We start from the raw sequence: 25,463 nt of genomic DNA, 5'->3' as shown, positions 1-25,463 counted from the left end.
GTGCTCGCCACCGGACCCGGGCCTGCCGGACGAAATGGTCTCTGCCGCGGTTCAGCGGATGGTCTTGCGGGCGGTGATCTGCCCGGTGTCGAAGCCGAGCAGGTGCAGGCCGCCGTGGAAGCGGGCGTGCTCGATCTTCAGGCAGCGGTCCATCACCACCGTGAGCCCGCGCTTCTGCGCGTCGTAGGCCGCCGCCTCGTTCCAGATGCCGAGCTGCACCCAGAGCACCGGAGGCGTGCCGTCCACTGTGGTCAAACTCGCGACTTCGTCGACCACGCCGGGGATGTCGCTCGGCTTGCGGAAGACGTCCACGATGTCGGGGACCTCGGGCAGGTCCGCGAGCGAGGCGTAGATCTTCTGCCCGAGCACCGTCTGCCCCGCGGCGTTGGGATTGACGAAGTAGACGGTGTAGTCGGTGGACTGCACCAGATAGGTGCCCACGAAGTAGCTCGCGCGGGACGGCTTGGTCGAGAAGCCCACCACCGCCACGGACTTCGCGCGGCGCAGGATGCCGAGGCGCTCCTTCGCGCTGGGGCCCAGCCAGGTCCGCTCGCTGCGCAGCTGCCGGGCGAGCGGCGAGCTCGCGGGCAGCGGGCACGTCAGGCCGTTCGCCAGATGCGTCTGCACGAGATCGGCGGCCATCACGCCTCCTTCACTGCGGCGTCGAGCGCCTGGTCGATGTCGTAGACGATGTCCTCGACGTCCTCGATCCCGACGCTGATGCGCACCAGCCCCGGCTCGACCCCCGCCTCGGCCAGCCGCTGCTCGCTCAGCTGCGCATGCGTGGTCGACGCGGGGTGGATGACGAGGGTCTTGGCGTCGCCGATGTTCGCCAGGTGGCTGGCGAGGTCGACCGACTCGATGAAGCGCTGGCCGGCCTCCCGGCCGCCCCGGATGCCGAAGCTGAACACGCTTCCGGGGCCGGCCGGGAGGTACTTGGCCGCACGCTCGTGGTGCGGGTGGCCGGGAAGCCCGGCCCAGTTCACGAACTCGATCCGCGGATCGGCCTCCAGCCATTCGGCGACGGCGCGGGCGTTGTCGACGTGGCTCTGCACGCGCAGCGGCAGCGTCTCGATCCCGAGCGCCAGCAGCCACGCCGACTGCGGCGACAGCGCCGGGCCGATGTTGCGCAGCTGCTCGGTGCGCAGCCGCGTGAGGAAGGCGTACTCGCCGAAGTTCCCGTTCCAGGTGAGCCCGCTGTAATGCGGGACCGGCTCGTCGAACAGCGGGAAGCGCGGGTTGTTCCAGTCGAAGCGGCCGGACTCGACCACGACCCCGCCCAGTGTGGTCCCGTGGCCCCCGAGGAACTTCGTGGCCGAGTGGATCACGATGTCGGCGCCCCAGTCGAACGGGCGGTTCAGGTACGGCGTGGGGATGGTCGAGTCGACGACCAGCGGCACGCCCTCGGCGTGGGCGACCTCGGCCAGGCCCTCGATGTCGGCGATCTCGCCCGAGGGGTTCGCGACGGTCTCGGCGAACACCAGCTTCGTGCGGTCGGTGATCACCTCGGCGTAGGCCTTCGGGTCGGAGGAGTTCACGAACGTGGTCTCGACCCCGAAGCGGCGCAAGGTGAGGTCGAGCTGGGTGACCGAGCCGCCGTAGAGCTGGGCGCTGGCGACGATGTGGTCGCCGGCCCCGGCCAGGGAGGCGAAGGTGATGAACTCGGCCGAGAGCCCGGTGGCGGTGGCGACGGCCCCGAGGCCGCCTTCGAGGCTGGCCACGCGCTCCTCGAAGCTCGCGACCGTGGGGTTGGCGACCCGCGAGTAGATGTTGCCGTACTTCTGGAGGGCGAAGCGGGCCGCCGCGTCGGCGGTGTCGTCGAAGACGAACGAGGCGGACTGGTAGATCGGCAGCGCTCGCGCGCCGCTCACCGCGTCGGGGATGTTGCCCGCGTGGATGGCCCGCGTGCGGAAGCCGTATTCACGATCCGGCAAGCGGACCACCGCCGATCGTCAGCTCAAGGGCGGCGTCATCGCAAGCAGCGCAAGGGAAGACGGTCCTGTCGAGGAAGTTCACCACTTTTCCCCTCGGAGTAGTAGGCTATCGACTACATCTTTACGCACAGATCGGCCGGATAGGTTGAGCAATCCAGCATGTGAGACAACATTCTCGCCCCGCGGCCCCGCGGAGGGAACGCCTGTCGGAGCAGCCGCATCCCTGTACGAGACCCGGACCCGGACCGCGACGGTGGCCGACGCGGACGACCCGTTGCGGCTCACCGCGGGCCGGGAGCTGAAGCGGGTCGAGGTCGCCTTCGAGACCTACGGCGAGCTCAACGCGGCCCGCGACAACGCGGTGTTCGTGGCGCACGCCCTCACCGGCGACGCCCACGCCGCCGGAAGGGAAGAAGGCACCGGCCGGCTCGGCTGGTGGGACAACCTCATCGGGCCCGGCAAGGCCGTGGACACCGACGAGTACTTCGTGGTCTGCCCCAACCTCCTGGGCGGATGCAGCGGCACCACCGGACCGTCCTCAATAGACCCCGAGACCGGGCGGGCCCACGGCCTGGACTTCCCGCCGCTCCACATCACCGACCTCGTCACCGCGCACCGCCGCCTGCTCGACCGCCTCGGCATCCCCCGCCTCCACGCGGCCATCGGCGGATCGCTCGGCGGAATGCAAGTGCTGCAATGGGTCCTGGACGAACCCGACCGCATCGAACGGGCGCTCGTGGTCGCCGCCTCCGCGCGGCTGACGCCCGAGAACATCGCCCTCTCCAGCGTCGCGCGCCACGCGATCCTCGCCGACCCCGACTTCCACGGCGGACGCTACGGCGAACACGGCGTCGTGCCCGCGCACGGACTGAAGGTCGCCCGGATGCTCGCGCACGTCACCTACGTCTCGGACCGCTCCCTCACCGCGAAGTTCGGGCACGAGCGGGACACCTCCGGCCCCGACCAGCGACTCGGACCGGACTTCGCCGTCGAGCATTACCTCCAGCACCAGGGCGACAAGTTCCTGGACCGCTTCGACGCCCTCTCCTACCTCTACCTGACCCGCCCGATGGACTACTTCGACCCGTTCGGACCCGAGCACGCGAAGGCGACGGACGCGGCGCTGGCGGCGACCGACACGCGATTCCGCCTGCTGTCCTTCGACTCCGACTGGCGCTTCGCCACCGCGCACTCGCTGCGCCTCCGCGCATCGCTCGCGGCCCGAGGGGTCGCGGTGGCGCACACCGAGATCGCCTCGCCGTACGGCCACGACTCGTTCCTGCTCGAACCCGCCGGCTACCACGACGCGGTGCGGGAGTTCCTCAAGTCCTGAGGACCACCAGTCGCTGGGTCGCCCTGGTCATCGCGACGTACCTGTCGACCGCGGCCTCGATGCCCTCCCCGAAGCCCTCGGGGTCGATGAGCGCCACCAGGTCGAACTCCAGGCCCTTCGACAGCTCCGGGGTGAGCGAGCGGACTCGCGGGTCGTCCGGGAGCGCGACGGTCTCCGGGTCCGCCGCGATGACGCAGGCGGTCCCCTCCTCGTGCTCGGCCAGCCAGGCTTCGAGGATCGCCTCCAGTTCCGAAGTGGACCGGTGCTCGACCGGGACTCCGCTGCTTCGCACCGAGGTGGGCACGTTCGCGTCCGGGATCGCCTCCCGGATCACCCGCTCGGCCTCGGCCATGACCTCCTCCGGCGTCCGGTAGTTGATCGTCAACGACGCCAAGCGGATCCGGTCGAAGCCGATCCGCTCCAGGCGCTCCTCCCAGGACTCGGTGAACCCGTGCCGGGCCTGGGCGCGGTCGCCCACGATCGTGAAGCTCCGGGACGGGCACCGGCGCATCAGCATCTGCCACTGCGCGTCGGTCAACTCCTGGGCCTCGTCCACGATGACGTGCGCGAACGGCCCGCCGAGCAGGTCCGGGTCGGCGGTGGGCAGCGCGTCCTCGTCGATCAACGCGGCCTGGAGGTCCTGCCCGTGGAGCATGATCATCGCGCCCTCGTTGTCGTACTCCGCCTCCAGCAGGTCCTCCACCACCCGCTCGATGGTCTCGCGCTGCGAGGCGACCTCGGCCTCCTGGCGGCGCAGGCGCCGCGACGCCTCCGGGTCGCCCATCCGGCGCCGGGCCGCGTCCAGCAGCGGCAGGTCGGACACCGTCCACGCCTTGGGGTCCGGCCGCTGGAGCCGCGCCACCTCGTCCTCGTCCAGCCACGGCGCGCACATGCGCAGGTAGTCGGGCACCGTCCACAGGTCGCCGACGATGTCGGCCGCCTCGATGAGCGGCCAGGCCCGGTTCAGGGCCGTGACGAGCTCCCGGTTGCGCCGCAGCGACTGCCGCAGCAGGCCCTCGGCGATCTCCTCGTCCTCGTGCTTGTCGCGGATGATCTCGACCAGCTCGTCCCAGATCTGTTCGCGCGCTTCGTTGTGCGGCGTGCCGAGTTCGACCGCGTCGAACGCGTCGGCCCAGTCGGCGGCGCTGAGCCAGACCTCGGACCAGTGCGTCTCGACGGTCATGCCCTGCTTCGGCGGCCGCTCGTAGAGCCGGACGGCCGGCTCGACCGCCTTGGACATCTCGGCGGCGTCCTTGAGGCGGGCCGCCTCCGGGTCCTCCTCCACCGCCGCGGCCCCGCCTTCGGGCAGGAGGTCGCGCAGCGTGCAGGTCTGCACGCCCTCCTCGCCGAGGCTGGGGAGCACATCGGCGACGTAGGCCAGGTACGGCTGGTGGGGGCCGACGAACAGGACCCCGCCGCGGTGGTGTCCAAGGCGCGGATCGGAGTAGAGCAGGTAGGCGGCGCGGTGGAGCGCGACGACGGTCTTGCCGGTGCCCGGCCCGCCGTCGACCACCAGGGCGCCGCGCGAGCCCGCGCGGATCACCGCGTCCTGGTCGGCCTGGATCGTGCCGAGCACGTCCCGCATCCGCTCGGACCGGCTGCCGCCCAGGGTGGCGATGAACGCGGACTGGTCGTCGAGCGCGGCGTTCCCTTCCAGGCCTTCGGAAGTGAACACCTCGTCCCAGTAGTCGTTGACGCGGCCGCGGGTCCACCGGTACCGGCGGCGGCTGACCAGCCCCATCGGGTTCGCGTGGGTCGCACCGAAGAACGGCTCGGCGGCGGGGGAGCGCCAGTCCAGGAGCAGGCGCTGACCCTCGTTGTCGGTGAGGCCGAGTCGTCCGATGTAGACCGTCTCGCCGCTCTCGGCGACGGTCCTGCCGAGGCACAGGTCCAGGCCGAAGCGGCGCAGGGTGCGCAGGCGGCCGGTGAGCCGGTGGATCTCCCGGTCCCGGTCGGCCGCGGCCTGACCGCTGCCGCCGGGCGAGCGGCGGGCGGCTTCGAGCCGCTCGTCCAGTTCGGCGATCGTCGCCTCCAGGCTCGCCGCGATGGCCGCGAAGTGCCGCTCGTCCTCGGCGATGAGGGCCGGGTCGGCTTTGGCGGCGAGGCGCTCGGGAAGCCGGAACGCGCTGGGGGTCATGGGGTCCACCTCACCGGATCAGGTCGGTCAGGAGCCGCGCGGCCACCGCCGCGCCGTCCACGGGCATCTGCGCGGCGAAGGCCGCGGCCTTCTCGCGAGTGCGCGGGTCGAGGGCCGTTTCGAGCGCGGCCGAGAGGGTCTCGACGGTGGGCGTCGGCTCCTCATGGGCCGCACCGATACCGACCTCGGCGACCCGCGCCGCCCAGTACGGCTGGTCGGCCATCTGCGGCACCACCACCTGCGGCGCACCGGCCCGCGCGGCCTTCGCGGTCGTGCCCGCGCCGCCGTGGTGCACCACCGCCGCGACGCGCGGGAACAGCGCCCCGTGGTTCGCCTCCCCCACCGCGAAGCAGTCCCCGGCCGCCTCCACCACGGCCAGCTCGGCCCAGCCGCGGGAGACGAGGGCCCGGCGGCCCAGGCCCCGCACCGCCGCGATCGTCACCTCGGCGGTGTCCTCCAGGACGTGCCTGGGCATGCTCCCGAAGCCCACGTACACCGGCGGCTCGCCCGCGTCCAGGAACGCCTCCAGGTCGGCCGGCAACGGGCGCTCGTCGGGCAGGAACCACGCGCCGGTCCGCACCACGTCGAGCTCCGGCGTCTCGGGCCACGGCCCCAGGACCGGGTCGGCGGCGAGCCACGGCCGGTCGGTGTAGACGTGGTCGCGCACGTTCGCCACCGGCGCCAGCCCGACCGAGGCGCGGTGCGCATTGAGCGGCTCGCCGTACATGTCCTGCACGTTCGCCGCGTCGATGTCCCACAGCACCCGGTTGTCGGTCTCGCCGGGCGGGAAGGGCCGGCCCGGACGCCGGTGCGGCCGGTGGTGCGGCGAAGGCAGCGTCCTCGGCGCGAACGCCGCGAACACGTACGGGATGCCGACCCGCTCGGCGACCTCCCGCGCCCCGGCCGGGAGCAGGCCCGTCGCCAGCAGCGCGTCGCAGTCCGAGGCGGCGTCCAGCATGTCCAGGCGCATCGCGACGACCTCGGCCGCGAGCTGCCGCGCGTCCTTCGCCGCCCCGATCGTCACGCCCTTGACCATGTCCTGCGCGTTCCGCCCGACCGGCACGTGCACCGCGCCGGCCCCCTCGATCAGCTTCGTGAACTCCGCGTCCGGCGGCGCGCTCACCCGCACCTCGGCGCCGAGCTCCCGCAGTCGCGCGGCGAGCCCCACGAGCGGCTCCACGTCCCCTCTCGACCCGTAGGTCGACAGCAGCACCCTCATGCCCCAGCCCTCTCCTTCTCGGGAAATCTCCCGGATCAGGACGGCAATTCTGCACTACACCGCAGGTCATAGCCGTGACCCGGTTCCAACCGGGGTGCGCGCCCCGTGATACATACTGGAGGCAAAGGGGGACGAAGAACCCCTGATTCCCCCGCCCCGAAACCCCGTATCGGCCCGCTTCGGCCGAAGGCCCGCCGTCCCGCAGCGTAAGCGCGGCGCGGCCCACCCGTCCGGGGAATGTGTGGGGAGTGAATGATGTGCTCCCATGGGCGAACTCTCCTCGGCGGCGCTCCCCGCCGCCCTGCCCGACGGCGCGCTCGCCTGGGCGGCCCTGGCGCTCGCCGCCGCGCTGGTCGGCTTCTCCAAGACCGGCATCAACGGCACCGCTTCGCTGTCGATCCTGCTGTTCGCGACCGTGCTCCCGGCCAGGGAGTCGACCGGGGCGCTGCTGCCGGTCCTGATCATCGGCGACCTGTTCGCGATCCGCTTCTACTCGCGGCACGTCGCGTGGCCGGTGCTCGCGAAGCTCGCGCCGTGGGTGGTGGTCGGGGTCGGGACGGGCGCGGTCGCGCTGTGGTTCGCCGACGACGCCGCCATGCGGGTCGTCATCGGCGCGATCCTGCTGTCGATGCTCGCGCTGCAGGTCTGGTCGCGGCTGCGACCGGCCGCGGAGAAGCCCCGGCCCGAAGCGGACGCGCCGTCGGTGGACCCGGGACCTCCCCGCGGGCTGCTGCGCAGGGGCGCGGCGGCCGGGACCGGGGTCGCGGCGGGCGCGGCCACGATGCTCGCCAACGCGGCCGGGCCGGTCATGGTGCTCTACCTGATGCTCTCGGGCTTCCCGAAGCTGCGGTTCCTCGGCACGATGGCGTGGTTCTTCTTCGCGGTCAACCTGTTCAAGGTCCCCATCAGCGCCGGCCTCGGACTCATCACGTGGACCTCGCTGCTGGCGGCGCTGATCCTGGTGCCCGCGGTCGCGCTGGGCGCCTTCACCGGGCGGGCCGTCGTGCACCGGGTGAACCAGCGCCAGTTCGAACTGGCGACCCTCGTCCTCTCAGCGGTCGGCGCGGTCCTGCTTATCCTCTGAGCAGGACCGCCGCCGGACCGGTCGCTCCCGGCCCCGTCTCAGACCACGGAGGCCGGAGGGTCGATGTCGCCGCGCCACGAGCCGGTCTCGCGGCCCTGGAACTCGATGAAGTCCTTGAACCGGCGCATGTCGCCCTTCACGCGCCGCCCGAGGAAGCCGAGCTTGTCGGCCGCCTGCTCGGCGAAGCCGTCGGGGTCGATGTCCATCTGCGCCGTGACCCGCGTGGTGGCGTCGTTGAGCCGGTGGAAGGTGATCACGCCGGCGTGCGTGGGCCCGTTGTCGGACTTCCAGGCCACCCGCTCGTCGGGGTGCTGCTCGGTGACGGTGGCGTCGAACTCGCGGGTGACGCCGCCGACCTTGGTCACCCAGTGCATGTGGGTGTCGTCGATCTGGTGGACGGCCTCCACGCCCTCCATGAACGCCGGGAAGTCCTCGAACTGCGTCCACTGGTTGTAGGCCGTGGTGACCGGGACTTGCACGTCTACTGACTCGATGATGGTGCTCAAGGCGGAGCCTCCTTCGATCGCGGAACGCGCACGGTCTGCGCATCGCCTGTCGGTGACCGGTTACCCGCGAGGTTTCAGGGCACACCTGCGAGCGGGTGCGCGCGTCCGTTCGCCGGACGGGGCGCGGCCGCTCGGCGCACACTGAGGCGCGGCCCGGCCGCGCGGACGAGGGGGATTCGGATGGCATCGCAGACGATCGGCGTCGGCGGGCACGACATCGAAGTGTCGCGGCTCGGCAAGGAGCTGTTCCCCGGCGACGGCCTCACCAAGGGCGACCTCATCGAGCACTACAGGGCGGTCGCCGACGCGATGGTCCCGCACCTGGCCGGGCGCCCGCTGACCATGCGGCGCTTCCCCGACGGGATCGGCGCGGACGGGTTCTTCCAGAAGGACGCCTCCGACCACTTCCCCGACTGGATCCCGACCGTCGAAGTCGCCCTGCGCGGCGGCGGCGCCGTCCGCCACGTGCTCGCCGACGAGCCGGCCGTCCTCGTCTACCTGGCGAACCAGGCCACCGTCGAGTTCCACGTCTGGCTCTCCACCGTCGCGGACCTGGAGCGCCCCGACCGGCTCGTGATCGACATCGACCCGCCCGGCGGGACCGAGGCGGCCACACTCCACGGCGTCGCGCGCCGCCTGCGCGAGTGCTGCGAGGCGATCGGGTTGACCGCGTTCGTGCAGGCCACCGGCGGTCGCGGCTACCACGTGGTCGCCCCGCTGGACCGCTCCGAGGACTTCGACGCGGTGCGCGAACTCGCCGCCGGCATCGCCGAGCGCCTCGCCGCGGACGACCCGGACCTGCTGACCACCGCGCAGCGCAAGGAGCGCCGCGGGGACCGGATCTTCCTCGACACCGGCCGCAACGCCTACGGGCAGACGTTCATCGCCCCGTACTCGCTGCGCGCCCGGCCCGGCGCCGCGGTCGCGACCCCGCTGGACTGGGGCGAGCTCGGGCGCTCGACCCCCGGCGGCCACACGGCCGCGACGATCCGCAGGCGCCTGGCGCAGAAGGCCGACCCGTGGGCGGGCATCGACGAGCACGCGGCCGCCGCGGGCCCGGCCCGGGAGCGGCTGGACGCGCTCGGGAACTGAGCCGGGCGATCCTGCCGAGACGCCGTTTGTGCCCCTCCCCTCGGGGTACGGTCCGACTTTCGGACCGCGATGAGGAGGCTTGCACCATGGCGCAGGACAACGTGCGCGACGACAAGGACCGGCAGCTCGACCGCGACAGGGTGGGCGACGGGGACGAGGCCCTGACCACGCAGCAGGGCGTCCGGGTGAACCACACCGACGATTCGCTGAAGGCCGGGGGCCGCGGCCCCACCCTGATGGAGGACTTCCACGTCAGGGAGAAGATCACGCACTTCGACCACGAGCGGATCCCCGAGCGGGTGGTCCACGCGCGGGGGGCGGGCGCCTACGGCGAGTTCCGGGTGTACGACTCGTGGCTCGCCGAGCACACGGCCGCGCCGTTCCTCACCGATCCGGGCCGCGTCACGCCGGTGTTCGTGCGGTTCTCCACCGTGGCCGGCTCGCGCGGCTCGGCCGACACCGTGCGCGACGTGCGCGGCTTCGCGACGAAGTTCTACACCGGCGAGGGCAACTACGACCTGGTCGGCAACAACTTCCCGGTGTTCTTCATCCAGGACGGGGCCAAGTTCCCCGACTTCGTGCACGCGGTCAAGCCCGAGCCGCGCAACGAGATCCCGCAGGCGGCCTCGGCGCACGACACGCTGTGGGACTTCGTCTCGCTCCAGCCCGAGACGCTCCACGCGATCATGTGGCTCATGTCCGACCGGGCGCTGCCGCGCAGCTACCGCATGATGCAGGGCTTCGGCGTCCACACCTTCCGCCTGGTCGACGCGGCCGGGCACGGCGTCTTCGTCAAGTTCCACTGGACGCCCGTGCTCGGCACGCACTCGCTGGTGTGGGACGAGGCCCAGAAGATCGCCGGCGCCGACGCGGACTTCAACCGGCGCGACCTGTGGGACGCGATCGAGGCCGGGGACTACCCGGAGTGGGAGCTGGGGGTGCAGCTGGTGCCGGAGGAGGACGAGTTCGCCTTCGACTTCGACCTGCTCGACGCGACCAAGCTCATCCCCGAGGAGCGGGTGCCGGTGCGGCCGGTGGGGAGGATGACGCTCAACCGCAACCCGGACAACTTCTTCGCCGAGACCGAGCAGATCGCGTTCCACACCGCGAACGTGGTGCCGGGCATCGACTTCACGAACGACCCGCTGCTCCAGGCCCGGAACTTCTCGTACCTGGACACGCAGCTCATCCGGCTCGGCGGGCCGAACTTCGCGCACCTGCCGGTCAACCGGCCCGTCGCCGAGGTCCACAACGACCAGCGCGACGGCTACGGCCAGCACCGGGTGCACACCTCGGCGACCTCGTACAACAAGAACACGATCTCGCAGGACGCGCCGACGCCGGGGGCCGAGGGCTCCTACCGGCACTACACGGAGAAGGTGGAGGGCGCGACGATCCGCGAGCGCTCGGAGAGCTTCAAGGACTTCTACGGACAGGCGACGCTGTTCTGGAACTCGATGACGGAGGTCGAGGCCGAACACGTGGTGGCCGCGTTCCGCTTCGAGCTGGGCAAGGTCGACGACCAGGACATCCGGGTCCGCGTGGTCGACCAGCTGCGCCACGTCGACCTGGACCTGGCCGTCCGGGTCGCCGAGGGGATCGGGGTGGAGGCGCCCGAGGAGGGATCGCCCAACCACGGCCGGTCCTCGGCGGCGCTGTCGCAACTCACCGACCCGGTGCGCGGGGTCGCGACCCGGAAGGTGGCGATCCTCGTGGCCGACGGCGTGGACGGGACGGGGCTGACCCGGCTCGTCGCCGACCTGCACCGCAGGGGCGCGGTCCCCGAGGTCGTCGGGCTCACCGGCGGGAGGATCCGGTCGGCGAGCGGCGAGGACGTGGAGACCGACCGGGCCCTGCCGACGACGACGTCGGTGCTGTACGACGCGGTAGCGGTGCCGTGCGGGCCCGACAGCGTGGCCGCTTTGAGCCGGGACGGGCGCGCGGTGCACTTCGTGACCGAGGCGTTCAAGCACGCCAAGCCCGTGGCGGCCTTCGGGGCCGGCCTCGGACTGCTGCCCGCCGCCCATGTGGACGCGGCGTTCGCCGACGGCGTCGAGCCGGTGGAGGACGGCGGCGTGGTCACCACGGCCGCGCACGGCGGGGACGTGCCGGACGCGTTCTTCGACGCGTTCGCCGAGGCGATCGCCGGTCACCGGATCTGGTCGCGCAAGACCGACGAGATCGCGGCCTGAGCGGACCGAACGGCGCCGGGGACAGTCCTTGCAGGGCTGTCCCCGGCGCCGTCTCGCGTCAATCGTGCGCGTGCGCCGACTGCGGGACCTCGCCGATCGTCTCGCCTTCGCCGAGGACCACGAACTGGCCCATCATGCCCTCGTCCTCGTGGGCGAGCAGGTGGCAGTGGTACATGTACGGCAGGTTCGGGTCGGTGTGGTCGGTGAAGCGCATCGCGAGCCGGTAGCGGCGGTCGGGCACGAGCAGGATCGTGTCCTTCCAGCCGGACAGGTCCGGCGGGGGCGCGTCGCCGTCGACGGTGAGGACATGGAACTGCACGTCGTGGACGTGGAAGTTGTGCATGTAGCCGTTGGTGTTGACGACCTCCCACACTTCGGTGGTGCCTTCGCGGACGGCGAAGTCGATGCGGCCCATGTCCATCCGCCGGTCGTTGATGTTGCGCCCTTCGAGCGTGAAGGTGCGGGTCTCGGCCGCTTCGGCGGTGTCCAGGTCGGGCGCGGCGGCGAGTGCGGTCGGGATCGCCGGGGACTCGGCGAGCGTGTCGGCGGCGCGGAACTGGACGAGGTCGAGCCGGTCGTCGGCGCCGTTGGTGCGCGCGCCGGTCCCGTTGAAGCCGTACTCGGCGGGGTAGGAGCGCAGTTCGACGGTCTCGCCGGGCGCGAAGGCGACCACGATCTCGGCGCGCTCGCCCGGGGAGAGGTGGAGCCGGTCGGTCTCCCAGGGCTCGGCGAGGAGCCCGCCGTCGGTGGCGATGAGCTGGAAGGCCCGGTCGTCGCCGAAGCCGAAGTTGTAGAGCCGCGAGTTGGAGCCGTTGAGCAGGCGCAGGCGCACCAGGCGGGTCGTGACCTCGACGTAGGGGCCGCGGGTGCCGTTGACGATGATCTCGTCGCCGAACACGCCGCCGCTGCTGAGGAGGGGGGCGGAGTCGTCGAACTGGTTGTCGTCGTCGAACTTGCGGTCCTGGACGATCATCGGCAGGTCGTCCACGCCGTACTCGGAGGGAAGGTCGAGGGCGCCGGATTCCTCGTCGTCGACGATGAACATCCCGGCCAGGCCGCGGTGGACGTGGTCGGCGGTCCGCCCGTGCGGGTGCGGGTGGTACCAGAGGGTCGCGGCGGGCTGGTCGACGGTCCACTGCGGCGCCCAGGTGTCCCCGGGGGCGACCGACTGGTGCGGGCCGCCGTCCATCACGGCGGGCAGGTGCATCCCGTGCCAGTGGATCGAGGTCTCCTGGTCGAGGTCGTTGCGGATGGCGAACGCGATCTCCTCGCCGCGCGAGGCGCGGATGGTGGGGCCGAGGAAGGCGCCGTTGACGCCCCAGGTGGCGGTGGCAGGTCCGTCGAGGAACTGCGTCTGCCCCGCTTGGAGGTCGAGGTCGAAGACCCGCGCTCCGGAGGCGTCCGTGTGGGACTCGGCGAGCGGCGGCACCGCCAGCGGCGAGTCGAAGTCGACCTTGCCGACGGTGTCGAGTTTTCCGCGGGCGTAGGCGTATCCGAAGACGCCGACGGTGCCGAGGGTCAGGGCGCCGAGGCTGCCGCCGACGCCGATGAGGGTCCATTTGAGTGCGCTGCGTCGTTTCATGATCGGTCTCCTCACGCGCCGAGGGGCGCGGTCGTGCGGCGCCGCTGGAGGCGGGCCGGGGTGTTCGAAGTGGTGGGGGACGGGTGCGTCGGGCCTCGGCGCGCCCGGTGGCGGGGCTTCGGCACGGGGGTCATGGCTTCCCTTCTTTGATAGTGAGTACTCACTATCAATTGGTCAAAAAATAAAGATCCCGAGGCGAGGAACCTTTCGGCCCACGGGTCGCCTGCGGCCCTGGCGGGCAGGTCCATCGAGGCCGCGACCATGTACAGCAGGCCCGCGGCGATGAAGTCGTGCGCCTGGTCCTCGTCGACGCCCCGGAGGGCCTCGATGCGCTCGAAGATCTCCTGGGTCGAGCGGTGCATGAGGTCGCGGATGTCGGGGTCCTCGCAGGCCGCGTAGCCCTGGAGCATCATGAGCATGAGCTCGCGGTTCTCCATGAGCACGCCCCAGCGGTCCGACATCGTCTGGAGCGGGTCGGCCTCGGCGGCCTCGCCGGCGATGAGCATCTCGCGCCCGACCGTGGCGAAGGTCCGCTCCAGCACGGCGATGAAGAGCTCCTTCTTGGTCGAGAAGAGGCGGAACAGGTTCGGGTGGGAGATCTCGACGTCCTTGGCGATGGTCACGGTCGAACCGCCGTGCAGCCCTTTGTGGCTGAACTCCTTCAGCGCGGCGGCGAGGATCTGCGCCCGTCGCTGCTCCGCGCCTACGCGCGGCCGCCTCTGCTCTGCCATGGTTGATAGTTAACACTCACTATCGACTTCTTGTCAACCCTTTCTTGTCAACCCCGAGCCGGATCGGCTCCGTAGCGCAGCCCGTCGACGAGGAGGGCGACCATGCGCCGGCTGTAGGCGACGCCGTCGCCCGCGGCGGACATGCACAGGTTGGCCACGGCGTAGAGCAGGTCCTCGGCGCTGATGTCGGCGCGGATCTCGCCCGCTTCGGACGCCGCTTCGAGCAGCGAGGCGAGGGCGGGGCCGAGCCGCCCCAGGAAGTACCCGGGCAGCGCGTCGAAGGCCGGGTCGCCCGAGTGGAGAGCCGAGGCGAGCCCGCGCTTGGTCGCGAGGTACTCGGTGTACCGCAGAAGCCACTGCTCAAGGGCCGCACCGGGTTCGTGCTCGGCGGCCAGCGCCGGGGCCGCGTCGGCGCAGGCGTCGACCTCGCGCTGGAACACGGCTTTGACGAGGTCGGAGCGCTGAGGGAAGTGCCGGTAGAGGGTGCCGACGCCGACGCCGGCGAGGTCGGCGATCTCCTTCGCGGGCGCGTCCACGCCTGCGGAGGCGAAGACGCGCTTCGAGGCTTCGAGCAGGGCGTCGACGTTGCGCTGCGCGTCGGCGCGCAGGCGCCGCGGGCGTTCGGCGGGCTCGTAGACGATCTCGCCCTTGGCCCACACTGTGTCTTCCGTCACATCTCCTCTTTCATTTGGCAACCGGAACGCCTTTCCGTATAATTGTGGAAAGACGTTCCGCTTACATCCAGGATACGACACCGCGCCAGCGGTCGCCACCTCTCCACCATTCCAGGAGCACCCGATGCAGTACCGCAACCTCGGCCGAACCGGCATCAAGGTCAGTCCCTACGCCCTCGGCACGCTGATGCTCGGCACGCCCTTCGGGAACGCCGACCACGAGGACTCGATCAAGATCGTCCACAAGGCCCTCGACTCGGGGATCAACCTCGTCGACACCGCCGACGCGTACGGGCAGGGCGCGTCCGAGGAGCTCGTGGGCAAGGCCCTCAAGGGGCGCCGCGACGAGGTCGTCCTCGCGACCAAACTGGGCCTCCCGATGGGCGAGGCCCCCAATCGGCGCGGCGGCTCACGGCGCTGGATCCTCACCGCGGTGGAGGACTCGCTGCGCCGCCTCCAGACCGATCACATCGACCTCTACCAGGTCCATCGGCCCGATCCCGACACGGACGTCGAGGAGACGCTGTCGGCGCTCACCGATCTGATCCGCAGCGGCAAGGTCCGCGCGATCGGCTCGTCCACCACACCGGCCTCGGACATGGTCGAGGCCCAGTGGGTCGCCGAGCGGCGCGGCCTGGAGCGGTTCCGCACCGAGCAGCCGCCGTACTCGATCCTCAACCGCGGCATCGAGAGCGAGGTGCTGCCGACGGCGCAGCGCTACGGCATGGGCACGCTCGTGTGGGGGCCGCTGGGCCAGGGGATGCTCACCGGGCGCGTCCGCAAGGGCCGCGAGAACGACCTGGTGCGCGCCTCGCTCCCCTTCTTCACCGTGTTCGACGACGAGCGTCGGCTCGACGTGGTCGAGCGGCTCGTGCAGCTCGCCGAGGAGGCGGGCCTGCCGATGACGCACCTGGCGATGGCCTTCGCGATCGCCCATCCGGGCGTCTCCAGCGCGCTGCTGGGCCCGCGCACGATGGAGCACCTCGACGACCTCCTGGCCGGCCTCGATGTCGTGCTCTCCGACGAGATCCTCGACCGGATCGACGCGATCGTCCCGCCGGGGACCGATGTCGGCCCTCTCGACCAGGCCTTCCATCCCCCGGCGATCGAGCACTCGCGCCTGCGCCGCCGCCCCGCGGGCGACCGCGCCGCCGTCTGAACCCGCTACGAAAGGACCACGATCATGACGCACAAGCAGCACCCGCTGGGCACCGGTTTCACCCCCGCCTCCACCGCGGACGACGTGCTCGCGGGACTCGACCTGTCCGGCAAGAACGTCGTCATCACCGGCGGCCACAACGGTCTCGGGCTGGAGGCGGCCCGCGCGCTGTCCAAGGTGGGCGCGGCGGTCACGGTGGCCTCCCGGTACCCGGGGGCGGCCGCGACGAGGCTGACCGGGATCGACCACGTCGAGGTCAGCCGGCTCGACCTGCTCGACCCGGCCTCGATCGAGGCCTTCGCCGAGCGCTGGATCGATTCGGGGCGACCGCTCCACATCCTCGTCAACGGCGCGGCTCCGCCGGGCCCGGCGGAGCTGGTCCAGGATGCGCGGGGCTACGAGATCCAGTTCGCGACGAACCACCTCGGCCACTTCCAGTTGACGAACGCGCTGCTGCCGGCGCTGCGCGCGGCCGGGGGCGCCCGGGTGGTCAACGTGACGTCGGGGGCCCAGCGGATGGGCGACATCCGCTGGGAGGACCCGCATTTCGCGAACGGCTACGACGGACACGCCGCGTACGCGCAGTCCAAGACCGCGAACGTGCTGCACGCCGTGGAGCTGGACAGGCGGTGGGCCGAGGACGGGATTCGCGGCTACGCGGTGCATCCCGGAGTGGTGGTCGGCACGAACCTCAACCGCGGGATGCCCGCGGAGGTCCTGCTGGAGATGGGGCTGATCGATGAGAACGGAGAGCCGGTCATTGACCCCGAGGTCGGAAAGAAGACGCCGGAGCAGGGAGCGAGCACGATCGTGTTCGGGGCGGCGAGCCCGCTGCTGGAGGGAATCGGCGGGGTCTACCTGAAGGACAACGACATCTCAAGGCTGGACGACGAGCCGAGGGAGTTGACGGCAGACCAGATCCCAGCGGAGGTCGCCTCGCACTCGATCGACCCGAAGTCGGCAGAGCGACTCTGGACCCTGAGCGAGGAGCTGCTCAAGACCTGAGGACCAAAGGAAAACCAAGGCGCAAGGGCCCAAAACATCGCCACCGAGGCAAAGCAAAAGCCCACTCCGATCCCAGAAGAGCGGCCCGCCCACGAGGCGGGCGGCAAACGGCAGACGTCGGACGGCGGAGCCGGGTGCGACCCCGCGCGGGAAATGCGAACGGCCGTCCAGCGCCAAACACCGAAAACCCCATGTGGGCACCGCAAATCGAAGCAGTCGCTCACCGCCGACCGGCGAGGAGCGCGACAAATCCGGGACGGACCTCACGAACCGCCGCCACCGCTCATGATCGGGAGGCAAGAAGCGCGAACAGTACTGCGCGGCTGCGCTGCGGTTCCGAAGCGACCCCGCGCATCGCCACCAAGGCCACGCAAAAGCCCACCCCGATCCCGACCGAGCAGCTCACCCACGCGGCGGATGGCAGGCGGCAAACAGCGGACGACGCCGGGTGCGATCTCATGCGGGCAATGCGAACGGCCGTCCCGCTCCGAATACCGACAGCCCCGTTTGGGCACCGGGAATCGCAGCCGCCGCTCACCGCTGACCGGCGAGGAACGCGGTTCTTAGGAATTCGCGGTAAACCTCGCCGGACGCGCGGAGCGCGACGGCCGCGTTCGGCGGCTGCGGGCACCAAGGCCGGGTGTCGACTAGGAGTTCGCCGAGGGTCCGGCTTCCGGTGGTCTCGACGCTCACGAAGGCCTCGACGGCCTCTGTGAAGAGGTCGGGCCGTGCCAGGTAGGCGACGCACATCGGGTCGTGAACTGGAGTGGACACCGCGGCCTGTCCTGAGGCCGCCTGGTCGTGGGCAAGGCGGTGCCGGATGAGCTTCGCGGCTCCTTGGGCCGCGGGGGTGCCGATCTTCTCGTACTCGTCGCAGTCGGCCGCCGTGAGCGGGGCGGAGTGCGTGGCGTCGAGGGGAACGATCACGACCTCGCGGAGTCCCGCGCCGAGCACCGCTTCGGCGGCCTCCGGGTCGACCCAGAAGTTGAACTCGGCTGCGGCCGTTACGTTCCCGTTCGCGTGGGCGCCGCCCATCACGACGAGCCTCGGAATGCGCGCGGCGAGGCGCGGCTCCGTCGCGAGCGCGAGGGCGATATTGGTGAGCGGCCCGGTCGCCACCAGGGTCACATCGGCGAACGCCTCATCCATATAGGCCTCGATGAGAAAGGAGACCGCAGACTGCGTTTCCGCGGCGGACACCGCCGCGGGGAAGTCGAGACTGTCCTTCTGGAAGTCGCTGTCCCCGTTGAGGACCGCGCGCGGCACGGGGAAGTCCGGCCGCATGAAGGGCCGGGCGGCACCCGCGTGCACGGGTACCGAGGCACCGACGTGGTCGAGGACCCGCAGCGTGTTGTCGGTGACGTGTTCGAGCGCGACATTGCCGTTCACCGTGGTGACGGCGACCAGCTCCAGGTCGGGATGCGCAGTGGCGGCGAAGATCGCGATCGCGTCGTCCGACCCTGTGTCGCAGTCGAGTACGAACCGAACGGGCATGAGGGCTCCTCTCGACAACGAACGAAGACCGCCACGCTATCGGAGCCCATCGGTGCCGATGCCGCCCCTGCGGGGGGGGTGGTTGGAACTGCGGTGCTGCGTGGGCGGTGTGACTCGCCTAGGAAATGCTTGGAGCCCACCAGTACCGCCGCCAGCCCTGCGAGGCGGTCGGAACTGCGCGGGCGGCGCGACTCACCGAGAAGTACCTCGGTTCCCTCGGGTGCCGCCGCCCTGCGGGATGGTCGGAACCGCATGTAGGCGATGCGACTCGCCCGGGAAGTGCCACGGAGCCCACCGGTGCCGCCGCTGGCCCTTCCGGGTAATGGGTACTCGTGGGCGCTGCGACTCGCCGGGAAGTGCCGGTGTCCTTTCCGAATTCGGTTGCTGCACGGACTCCGGCACGACCATCGTTGTCGGAACGCTCCAGAGCTTTCAGCAGATGTCACCTACCGCCGCCTTCGGACACCAAAACGGCGTTGTGTTCGCTCGCCGACACCGGAAGGATCGCCGTATGACCAACAAGTTCACCGAACCCGAACTCGATCCGCGCATCATGGCGCCCGGCGAGGGCGACGAGAGGGCCACCCTGCTCGGATTCCTGCGCTGGCAACGGGAGACCCTGCGGCTCAAGTGCTCGGGGCTCGAACCCGAGCAGCTCGCTTCCCGCGCGGTTCCGCCGTCAACGATGTCCCTGCTCGGGCTGGTGCGGCACCTGGCCGAGGTCGAGCACGGCTGGTTCCGGCGGGGACTGGCCGGAATGGACGCCCCCTACCTGTACTGCTCGGAGGTCGAGCCCGATGCCGACTTCGACGGTGCGGTCGCCGATCCGGCCTGCGTCGCCGAGGCGTGGCAGGCCTGGGAGGCCGAGACCGAGTTCGCCGACCGACTGATCGCCGAAGCGCCGAGCCTCGAAGCGGTGTCGATGCCCAACCGGCACAGGGCCGGCCGCCTGACGCTGCGTTGGGTCGCCTTCCACATGATCGAGGAGTACGCGCGGCACAACGGCCATGCCGACCTTCTGCGCGAACGCATCGATGGACGGGTCGGACAGTGAAGGAGTTCCGTCGCCTTCGCAGGCAGAGCCGGTCCTCAGTCGGAGTCCGTCACCCGGCAGTCGGTCATCCGGCGGGGCCGGTTCACGGTCGAGGCCGTCAGGCCGTCAGGCCGTCAGGCCGTCAGGCCGTCAGGCCGTCAGGCAAAGTCAATCGCCAGGCGGCGCTGGCCGCCAGTTGCCGCCGGTCCGCTAGACGAAGTCGGTGACGCCTTCGTAGGCCGCCACCGGTGCGGCTCCGGTCGTTTCGTATTGGAGCAGGAGCAGGCCGCTCGGAGTCGCTTCGTAGTGCGCGAGCCGGAGTCCGACCAGGTCGCCCGGGTGTTCCAGCAAGCGCCTGCCTTCACCTGCCACAGTCGGGGCCACGACGAGCCGGAGCGTGTCGACCAGCCCCGCGGCCAGCAGCGCGTTGCCCAGGCGCGCACTGCCGTGGATCTGAAGTTCCCGCCCCGGCCGTGCCTTGAGCGCGGCGACCGTCTCGACCGGGTCTCCGGCCAGGACGGTCGTGGGGTTCCAGGTCCCTTCGGTGAGCGTGTTGGTGACGACGTACTTCGGCAGCGAGTTCATCCGCTCGGTGAACGGGTCGTCCGGGTCGGTGATCTGCGGCCAGTCGCGGGCGAACGCCTCGTAGGTGCGCCGTCCGAGCAGCAGGCCGTCGGCGAGGTCGAGCCATTCGGAGGCGTTGCACGAACAGTTCGTCGATGTGCGGCACGAGCCAACCGCCGCGGGTGAAGCCGTCGCTCGTGTCCTCCGTGGGCGAGCCGGGCCCCTGGCAGACCCCGTCCAGGGTCGTGAACTCGGTGAGTGCGAGTCTCATCGCGCCGCCTCCCGTTCGGCTATCCCGGCGAGTTGGGCGGTGACCGTGCCCCAGCCGTCGAAGAAGCCGAGCTCCTCGTGGCGGTCGCGCGAGGCCGGGTCGCCGTGGCGCACGAGGGCCCGGTAGGCGGTGCCGTCCGGGTGGTCGGCCATGGTGATCTCGGCGGTCATCGCGACCGGCTGAGGGCTGGACGGGCGCCAGTCGCCGTCAATCGCGTTGGTGAACACGATCCGCTCGAGTTCATCCACGACGAGGAAGGCGGCGTCCATGTGCGGGACGAACAGCTCGCCGTCCTCGCTCATGCGCGTCACCATGGCGCCGCCGGGCCGGACCTCCAGGCGGTCGACGCGGCAGGACATCGGCGCCGGGAGCCACCACTGCGCGAAGCGGGAGGGGTCGGTCCAGGCCCGCCACACGAGGTCGCGCGGCGCGCGGATGACCCGTTCCAGGGCCAGGTCGAGGTCGGGTTTCATGGTTCCTCCGTAGATTCGGTGACGAAACGTTCGAGCCGGTCGGTCCGCTCTTCCCAGATGCGCCGCTGCTCGGCGAGCCAGTCGTCGAGGACGGCGAGGCGGTCGCGGTGGAGCACGCAGGTGCGCACCCGGCCGGTCTTGACGGTGCGGATGAGGCCGTTCGCCTCCAGGGTCCGCACGTGTTTCATGAACGAGGGGAGGGCCATCGGGAACTCGCGGGCGAGGTCGCCGACGCTCTGCGGGCCGCGCCCGAGGCGGCGGACGACCTCGCGCCGGGTGGGGTCGGCGAGCGCGACGAAGACGCCGTCGAGCTCCTCCAGATACTTAGCCATGAGGCTAAGTATTGCTCGTCGCAAAGCCGGTTGCAAGCCCGAAGCCGAAACCGAGCCGAAGCCGAAGCGAGCGCGAACGCGCAGCGGTCAGCTCTGTCGGAGTCGGGGCTCAGCGGTCAGCGCAGTCGGGGCAGGGGCAAGCCGCTGCCCGCCGGCTGTTAGCGCGGTCGGGGCGGGGTCGGAAGTCAGCCGTCAGCCGTCGGCCCAGCCGTCCGCGGTCCGCGGTAAGCCCGGTCGGGGGACAGAGGTCAGCCGCCGGCCGTCAGCTCAGCCGTCCGCAGTCCGCAGTTAGCGCGACCTGGGGACAGAGGTCAGCCGTCAGCGATCAACGGTCGGCGCGGTCGGGGCAGCCGCTGGCGGTCGGCGGTCGGCGCGGTCGGGCAGGGGCAAGCCGCTGCCCGCCGGCTGTCAGCGCGGTCAGGGCTCCGCCGTCAGCGCGGTCGGGTGTCAACGAGGTCAAGGTCGGGCGTCAGCCACCGGCCGTCAGCCCAACCGGTCGCGGTCCGCGGTCAGCAGCTAGCGCGGTAGGGGTGCAGAGGTCAGCCGCCGACCATCGGCCGTTAACGCGGTCGGGGCGGCTGCCGTCAGTCGGCGGTCCGCAGTTAGCGCGGTCGGGGCAGCGGTCAGCCGCCGGCCGACGGCCGTCAGCGCGGTCGAGGCAGCCGCCAGCAGTCCGCGATCGGCGATCGGCAGTTGGCACGATCGGAGCAGGAGTAAGCCGCCAGCCGTCAGCGAGGTCGGGTGCCAGTGCGGTCAGGGTCGGGGTAAGCCGTCAGCCGTCGGCGTGGTCAGAGTCGGAGGTCAGTAGCCAACCATCGGCCGTAAGCGCGGCCAGGGGTCCGCCGCCAGCCGTCGGCCATCGCCGACCGTTAGCGCGGTCGGCAGTCAGCAGTTCGCGCGGTCGGAGCAGTCGCCAGCGCGGCCAGAGTCGGAGGTCGGCCGCCGGCCATCGGCCGTTAGCGCAGTCGGCGGTCCGCCGTCAGCACGATCGGGGGGCGGGGTCGGGCGGCAGCCGCCGGCCGCCAGCCCAGCCGTCCGCGGTCAGCGGTCAGCGCGGTCGGGGGGCAGAGGTCAGCAGCCGACCGTCGACCGTCAACGCGGTCAGGGGCAGCCGCCGGCAGTCGACGGTCGGCGGTCGGCGGTCGGAGCGGGGGTAAGCCGTCAGTCGTCAGCGCGGTCAAGGTCGGAGGTCGGCCACCGGCCGTCAGCGCGGTCGGGGTCAAGGGTCAGTCGCCGACCGTCAGCCCAGCCGTCCGCAGTCCGCGGTCCGCAGTAAGCGCGGTCGGGAGGAAGGGGCCCACCGCCGGCCATCGGCCGTTAGCGGGGTCGGGGATCCGCCGTCAGTGCGGTTGGGGGCGGGGTCGGGCGTCAGCCATCGGCCGTTAGCGCGGTCGGGGTCCACCGCCAGCCATCGGGCATCGGGCATCGGGCATCGGGCATCGGGCATCGGGCATCGGGCATCGGCGAAGGTTCCTATCGCCTGCTCTGCCGCGCCCTCCTACCAGCCTCACCGAACAAGCTCCTCACCGCCGCATACGCCTGCTTCGGGCGGCGGTACTCGTCCACCACTCCCTTGTCGTTGATGCTCCGCGGCCGCTTGAGCAGCATCTCCCTGTACTCGGTACTGCGGAAGTCGCCCAGCACCCAGATCCCCAGGCCCGTGATCCGGTCCTGCCCCTCAAGAACATGCCGCACCACCTTCTCCAGCAGCGCCGTCTGGTACTCCTCGGTCCAGTGCCCGTTATTGGCGTCGTTCCACCCCGGCACCGCCCCCGCGCCGATCTCCGAGATGATCAGCGGCTTCTCGGCGTGCCCGGCCGCGTCCACGTGCGCGGCGATGCGGTCGAGCTCTGCCGGGATGTCCTCGACGCCGCCGAAGTACCAGCCCGGATACGTGTTCACGGCGACCACGTCCACCAGGTCCAGGCACAGATCCTCATAGATCTTGAAGGACGCGTACGTCACCGGCCGACTCGCGTCGCTCTCCTTGAGCCGCCCCAGCAGCCGCTCGTAGACCGGGCGGCATTCGGGCACCTCGCTGGGGCATTCGTTGAGCACGCCCCACATCACCACCGAAGGGTGGTTCACGGCGGCGTCGACCATCTCGTCGATGTGGTCGAGCTGCTCGGCGACGAACGCCGGGTCGGTCATCCGCTCGACCGGGTACTGCCACCCGACCGACTCGCTCCACACGAGGATGCCCGCCTCGTCGCACAGGTCGAGGAACAGCGGGTCCTGCGGGTAGTGGCTGCCGCGGATGAAGTTGCAGCCGAGGTCGCGGATCTGCTGCACGTCGGCGACCAGCAGCGCCTCGGGCTGCGCGTGCCCGAACTGCGGGTGCGACTCGTGCCGGTTGAAGCCCAGCAGCGTCACCGCCTCGCCGTTGACCGCGAGGCGCCCGCCGCCTGTGGTGATCTCGCGCAGGCCGATCCGCTCGCGCACGTCGTCGTCGCCGAGGCGCACCGAGACCTCTTGCAGCGCAGGGTCATCGGGCGACCAGAGCCTGGCCCCCGGCAGCGTCACGGTCCGCTCGATCCGCTCACCCGGGATGACGTCCACGGTGTCGGTCAGCACCGGGCGGCCCCGCCACTCGACCGTGAGCGGCACGCCCTCGGCCAGCGCGGTCGCCCCGACGTCGAGGCGCAGCGCGACCCGCCGCTCCTCGATGTCCTCAGTGGAGATTTGCAACCGGTCGATCCACAGGTCCCCCAGGCGGTGCAGTTCGACGCTGCGGGTGATGCCGCCGAAGTGGTACCAGTCGAAGTGCTCCTGGTGCAGGAGCGTGCGCGCGTCGTCGAACCGGTTGTCGACCAGCACGATCACCTCGGCGGTCCCGGCTTCGGCGTGCTCGATGTCAGCGCTGAAGCGGGTGAAGCCCCCGGCGTGGTCGCGCAAGGGCCGCCCGTTCCAGAGCACGCGGCACCAGTGGTGGACCGCTTCGAAGACGAGCCGGTGGCGTCCCGGCCGCTCGACCGCGACGCGGGTGCGGTAGGCGGCCAGGCCGCGGCGCCCCGCGTGGGCGGGGGTCGCGTCGAAGCTGCCGGGCACGGCCATGACCTCGTCGAAGACCAGGGAGGCGCGCGTGATCCGGTCGGGGTCGGCGTCGCCGAGGAACGCGAAGTCCCAGATCCCGTCGAGCGCGGTGACCGGGCGCCGTTCATGGCGGACGAACCTTCGGGTCATGGCCGCCTCCTCGAAAGCGATGGCATACTGGCCTCCGAGACTAGCAAGCGTTTACAGACGCCTCGTAGAGGCGGGGTCGTCCTCCGGGGTACCGTTCCGTCCAGCGGATCGGCCCGGCGGTCGCCGCGACCCGCGGTTCGCTCGCTTCCCGTTGGAGGACCACATGACCCGCCGCCAGTTCCCGCGACCCAAGGACGTGCTGCCGCTCGTGCGGTTCAAGCGGCCCGAGTGGAACGCCAAGCGCCGCCGCCTCGCCGCCGCGCTCACCGTCGCCGACCTCCGCACCATCGCGAAGCGCCGCACCCCCCGCGCGGCGTTCGACTACGTCGAGGGCGCGGCCGAGGCCGAGCTCTCCCTCGCCCGCGCCCGCCAGGCGTTCCAGGACGTCGAGTTCCATCCCGCGATCCTGCGCGATGTCTCTAAAATAGACACTGGTTGGGACGTGCTCGGCCGCCACACCGAACTGCCGTTCGGCATCGCCCCCACCGGGTTCACGCGGATGATGCACACCGAAGGCGAGCGGGCCGGTGCCGCGGCCGCCGCCGCGGCGGGCATCCCGTTCGCGCTCTCGACGATGGGCACCACCCCGATCGAGGACGTGGCCGAAGCGGGAGGCCCCAAGGGGCGCAACTGGTTCCAGTTGTACATGTGGAAGGACCGCGACCGGTCCATGGCCCTGGTCGACCGCGCCGCCGCGGCCGGGTTCGACACGCTTCTGGTCACTGTGGACGTTCCGGTGGCCGGAGCCCGCCTGCGGGACAAGCGCAACGGCTTCGCCATCCCGCCGCAGCTGACGGCCAAGACGCTGTTCGACATGGCGCGGCACCCGAACTGGTGGTTCGACATGCTCACCACCGAGCCGCTCGCGTTCGCCTCGCTGAGCCGCTGGCCCGGCACCGTCGCCGAACTCCTGGAGTCGATGTTCGACCCCACGGTGAACTACGCCGACCTCGCCTGGATCAAGGAGCAGTGGCCCGGCAAGCTCGTGGTCAAGGGCGTCCAGACCGTCGCCGACGCCAAGCGCCTCGCCGACCTGGGCGTGGACGGCATCACCCTCTCGAACCACGGTGGGCGCCAACTCGACCGCGCTCCGATCCCGTTCCACCTCCTCCCCGAAGTGGTGCGGGAGGTCGGGCGCGACACCGAAGTGCACCTCGACACCGGGATCATGTCCGGGGCCGATGTGGTTGCGGCCGTGGCCCTCGGCGCCCGGTTCACGATGATCGGCCGCGCCTACCTCTACGGGCTCATGGCGGGCGGGCGCCAAGGCGTCGACCGGACGATCGCGATCCTGCGCGAAGAGGTCGTGCGCACCATGAAGCTGCTCGGCGTCGCCTCGCTCGAGGAACTCGAACCCGCCCACGTGACGCAGCTCCAGCGCCTGGTCCCCCGGACGCGTTGAGCCGCAAGGCCGCTCGGAAACGGGTCGGCACGTCGGCACGGTCAACGGAAGCGTAAAGCGGGA

20 protein-coding genes and 1 pseudogene are annotated in these 25,463 nt (G+C 71.1%); 8 read left to right on the top strand and 13 right to left on the bottom strand.

Annotated features, from left to right (window positions below):
- Positions 1–51 precede the first annotated feature (51 nt).
- Both IF12_RS0117030 and IF12_RS0117025 read right to left on the bottom strand, forming a co-directional pair.
- Positions 52–642 (bottom strand): CoA-binding protein, encoded by a 591-nt coding sequence (locus tag IF12_RS0117030; RefSeq protein ID WP_030160495.1) that lies wholly within the window; start codon positions 640–642, stop codon positions 52–54.
- Positions 642–1,934, bottom strand: coding sequence for an O-acetylhomoserine aminocarboxypropyltransferase/cysteine synthase family protein (locus tag IF12_RS0117025; RefSeq protein WP_030160493.1), 1,293 nt, complete (start codon positions 1,932–1,934; stop codon positions 642–644). Before IF12_RS0117025 ends, IF12_RS0117030 begins: the two co-directional genes overlap by 1 nt.
- Positions 1,935–2,187: 253 nt before the next feature.
- Here IF12_RS0117025 and IF12_RS0117020 point away from each other — a divergent pair, with 253 nt between their 5' ends.
- Complete coding sequence (locus tag IF12_RS0117020) at positions 2,188–3,267, top strand: homoserine O-acetyltransferase (protein ID WP_197034771.1); 1,080 nt, start codon at positions 2,188–2,190, stop codon at positions 3,265–3,267.
- On the opposite strand, the gene helR is transcribed toward IF12_RS0117020, so the two are convergent.
- Positions 3,257–5,404 carry an RNA polymerase recycling motor ATPase HelR gene (helR, locus tag IF12_RS0117015; protein ID WP_197034770.1) on the bottom strand — a complete coding sequence of 716 codons (2,148 nt, stop codon included), beginning with the start codon at positions 5,402–5,404 and terminating at the stop codon, positions 3,257–3,259. The genes IF12_RS0117020 and helR overlap by 11 nt on opposite strands.
- A 10-nt stretch (positions 5,405–5,414) precedes the next feature.
- Entirely contained in the window at positions 5,415–6,623 is a 1,209-nt protein-coding gene (locus IF12_RS0117010) for a glycosyltransferase (RefSeq protein ID WP_030160488.1), read from the bottom strand.
- A gap of 265 nt (positions 6,624–6,888) precedes the next feature.
- On the opposite strand from IF12_RS0117010, the gene IF12_RS0117005 reads away from it, so the two are divergent.
- Positions 6,889–7,707 (top strand): sulfite exporter TauE/SafE family protein, encoded by an 819-nt coding sequence (locus IF12_RS0117005; protein WP_051704519.1) that lies wholly within the window; start codon positions 6,889–6,891, stop codon positions 7,705–7,707.
- A 38-nt stretch (positions 7,708–7,745) separates the two neighbouring features.
- On the opposite strand, the gene IF12_RS0117000 is transcribed toward IF12_RS0117005, so the two are convergent.
- Positions 7,746–8,213, bottom strand: a complete 468-nt coding sequence (locus tag IF12_RS0117000) for an SRPBCC family protein (protein WP_030160484.1) — start codon at positions 8,211–8,213, stop codon at positions 7,746–7,748.
- Positions 8,214–8,393: 180 nt separating this feature from the next.
- Here IF12_RS0117000 and ligD point away from each other — a divergent pair, with 180 nt between their 5' ends.
- Complete coding sequence (gene ligD / locus IF12_RS0116995) at positions 8,394–9,305, top strand: non-homologous end-joining DNA ligase (protein ID WP_051704518.1); 912 nt, start codon at positions 8,394–8,396, stop codon at positions 9,303–9,305.
- A gap of 86 nt (positions 9,306–9,391) precedes the next feature.
- Entirely contained in the window at positions 9,392–11,497 is a 2,106-nt protein-coding gene (locus IF12_RS0116990; RefSeq protein ID WP_030160481.1) for a catalase, read from the top strand.
- Between the two features lie 58 nt (positions 11,498–11,555).
- On the opposite strand, the gene IF12_RS0116985 is transcribed toward IF12_RS0116990, so the two are convergent.
- Genes IF12_RS0116985 through IF12_RS0116975 form a run of 3 tightly spaced genes read right to left on the bottom strand, consistent with a single transcriptional unit; the run spans position 11,556 to position 14,484 of the window.
- A complete protein-coding gene (locus IF12_RS0116985) occupies positions 11,556–13,079 on the bottom strand; it encodes a multicopper oxidase family protein (protein ID WP_030160479.1) in 1,524 nt (507 codons plus the stop codon).
- An 11-nt stretch (positions 13,080–13,090) separates the two neighbouring features.
- Complete coding sequence (locus IF12_RS0116980) at positions 13,091–13,810, bottom strand: TetR/AcrR family transcriptional regulator (RefSeq protein ID WP_051704517.1); 720 nt, start codon at positions 13,808–13,810, stop codon at positions 13,091–13,093.
- Between the two features lie 47 nt (positions 13,811–13,857).
- Positions 13,858–14,484 carry a TetR/AcrR family transcriptional regulator gene (locus IF12_RS0116975; protein ID WP_035749406.1) on the bottom strand — a complete coding sequence of 209 codons (627 nt, stop codon included), beginning with the start codon at positions 14,482–14,484 and terminating at the stop codon, positions 13,858–13,860.
- A gap of 124 nt (positions 14,485–14,608) precedes the next feature.
- On the opposite strand from IF12_RS0116975, the gene IF12_RS0116970 reads away from it, so the two are divergent.
- Together IF12_RS0116970 and IF12_RS0116965 are read left to right on the top strand one after the other, a co-directional pair.
- Positions 14,609–15,643, top strand: coding sequence for an aldo/keto reductase (locus IF12_RS0116970; RefSeq protein ID WP_030160474.1), 1,035 nt, complete (start codon positions 14,609–14,611; stop codon positions 15,641–15,643).
- Positions 15,644–15,667: 24 nt separating this feature from the next.
- Positions 15,668–16,648, top strand: coding sequence for an SDR family NAD(P)-dependent oxidoreductase (locus tag IF12_RS0116965; RefSeq protein ID WP_030160472.1), 981 nt, complete (start codon positions 15,668–15,670; stop codon positions 16,646–16,648).
- 534 nt (positions 16,649–17,182) lie between these two features.
- On the opposite strand, the gene IF12_RS0116960 is transcribed toward IF12_RS0116965, so the two are convergent.
- Entirely contained in the window at positions 17,183–18,142 is a 960-nt protein-coding gene (locus tag IF12_RS0116960; protein ID WP_030160470.1) for a nucleoside hydrolase, read from the bottom strand.
- A gap of 511 nt (positions 18,143–18,653) precedes the next feature.
- Between IF12_RS0116960 and IF12_RS0116955 the strand changes: the two genes are divergently transcribed.
- Entirely contained in the window at positions 18,654–19,196 is a 543-nt protein-coding gene (locus IF12_RS0116955) for a DinB family protein (protein ID WP_030160468.1), read from the top strand.
- 189 nt (positions 19,197–19,385) lie between these two features.
- Here IF12_RS0116955 and IF12_RS23235 read toward each other — a convergent pair.
- The 4 genes and pseudogenes from IF12_RS23235 to IF12_RS0116935 all read right to left on the bottom strand — a co-directional run bounded on the left by IF12_RS23235 (position 19,386) and on the right by IF12_RS0116935 (position 23,998).
- Positions 19,386–20,010, bottom strand: a pseudogene (locus IF12_RS23235) (dihydrofolate reductase family protein).
- Positions 20,007–20,483 (bottom strand): SRPBCC domain-containing protein, encoded by a 477-nt coding sequence (locus IF12_RS0116945; RefSeq protein WP_030160466.1) that lies wholly within the window; start codon positions 20,481–20,483, stop codon positions 20,007–20,009. The pseudogene IF12_RS23235 and the gene IF12_RS0116945 overlap by 4 nt, the downstream one beginning before the upstream one ends.
- Positions 20,480–20,815 (bottom strand): helix-turn-helix transcriptional regulator, encoded by a 336-nt coding sequence (locus IF12_RS0116940; protein WP_030160464.1) that lies wholly within the window; start codon positions 20,813–20,815, stop codon positions 20,480–20,482. The genes IF12_RS0116945 and IF12_RS0116940 overlap by 4 nt, the downstream gene beginning before the upstream one ends.
- Before the next feature lie 1,473 nt (positions 20,816–22,288).
- The gene (locus IF12_RS0116935; RefSeq protein WP_030160462.1) at positions 22,289–23,998 is read right to left on the bottom strand and encodes a glycoside hydrolase family 2 protein; all 1,710 of its coding nucleotides are present in this window, start codon (positions 23,996–23,998) and stop codon (positions 22,289–22,291) included.
- A 163-nt stretch (positions 23,999–24,161) separates the two neighbouring features.
- On the opposite strand from IF12_RS0116935, the gene IF12_RS0116930 reads away from it, so the two are divergent.
- The gene (locus IF12_RS0116930) at positions 24,162–25,400 is read left to right on the top strand and encodes an alpha-hydroxy acid oxidase (protein ID WP_030160460.1); all 1,239 of its coding nucleotides are present in this window, start codon (positions 24,162–24,164) and stop codon (positions 25,398–25,400) included.
- Positions 25,401–25,463 lie beyond the last annotated feature (63 nt).

Source organism: Glycomyces sp. NRRL B-16210 (assembly GCF_000719515.1).
GTDB lineage: Bacteria > Actinomycetota > Actinomycetes > Mycobacteriales > Micromonosporaceae > Glycomyces.
Note: the sequence above shows the minus strand (reverse complement) of the source record. Positions and strands in the feature narration are given on the sequence as shown.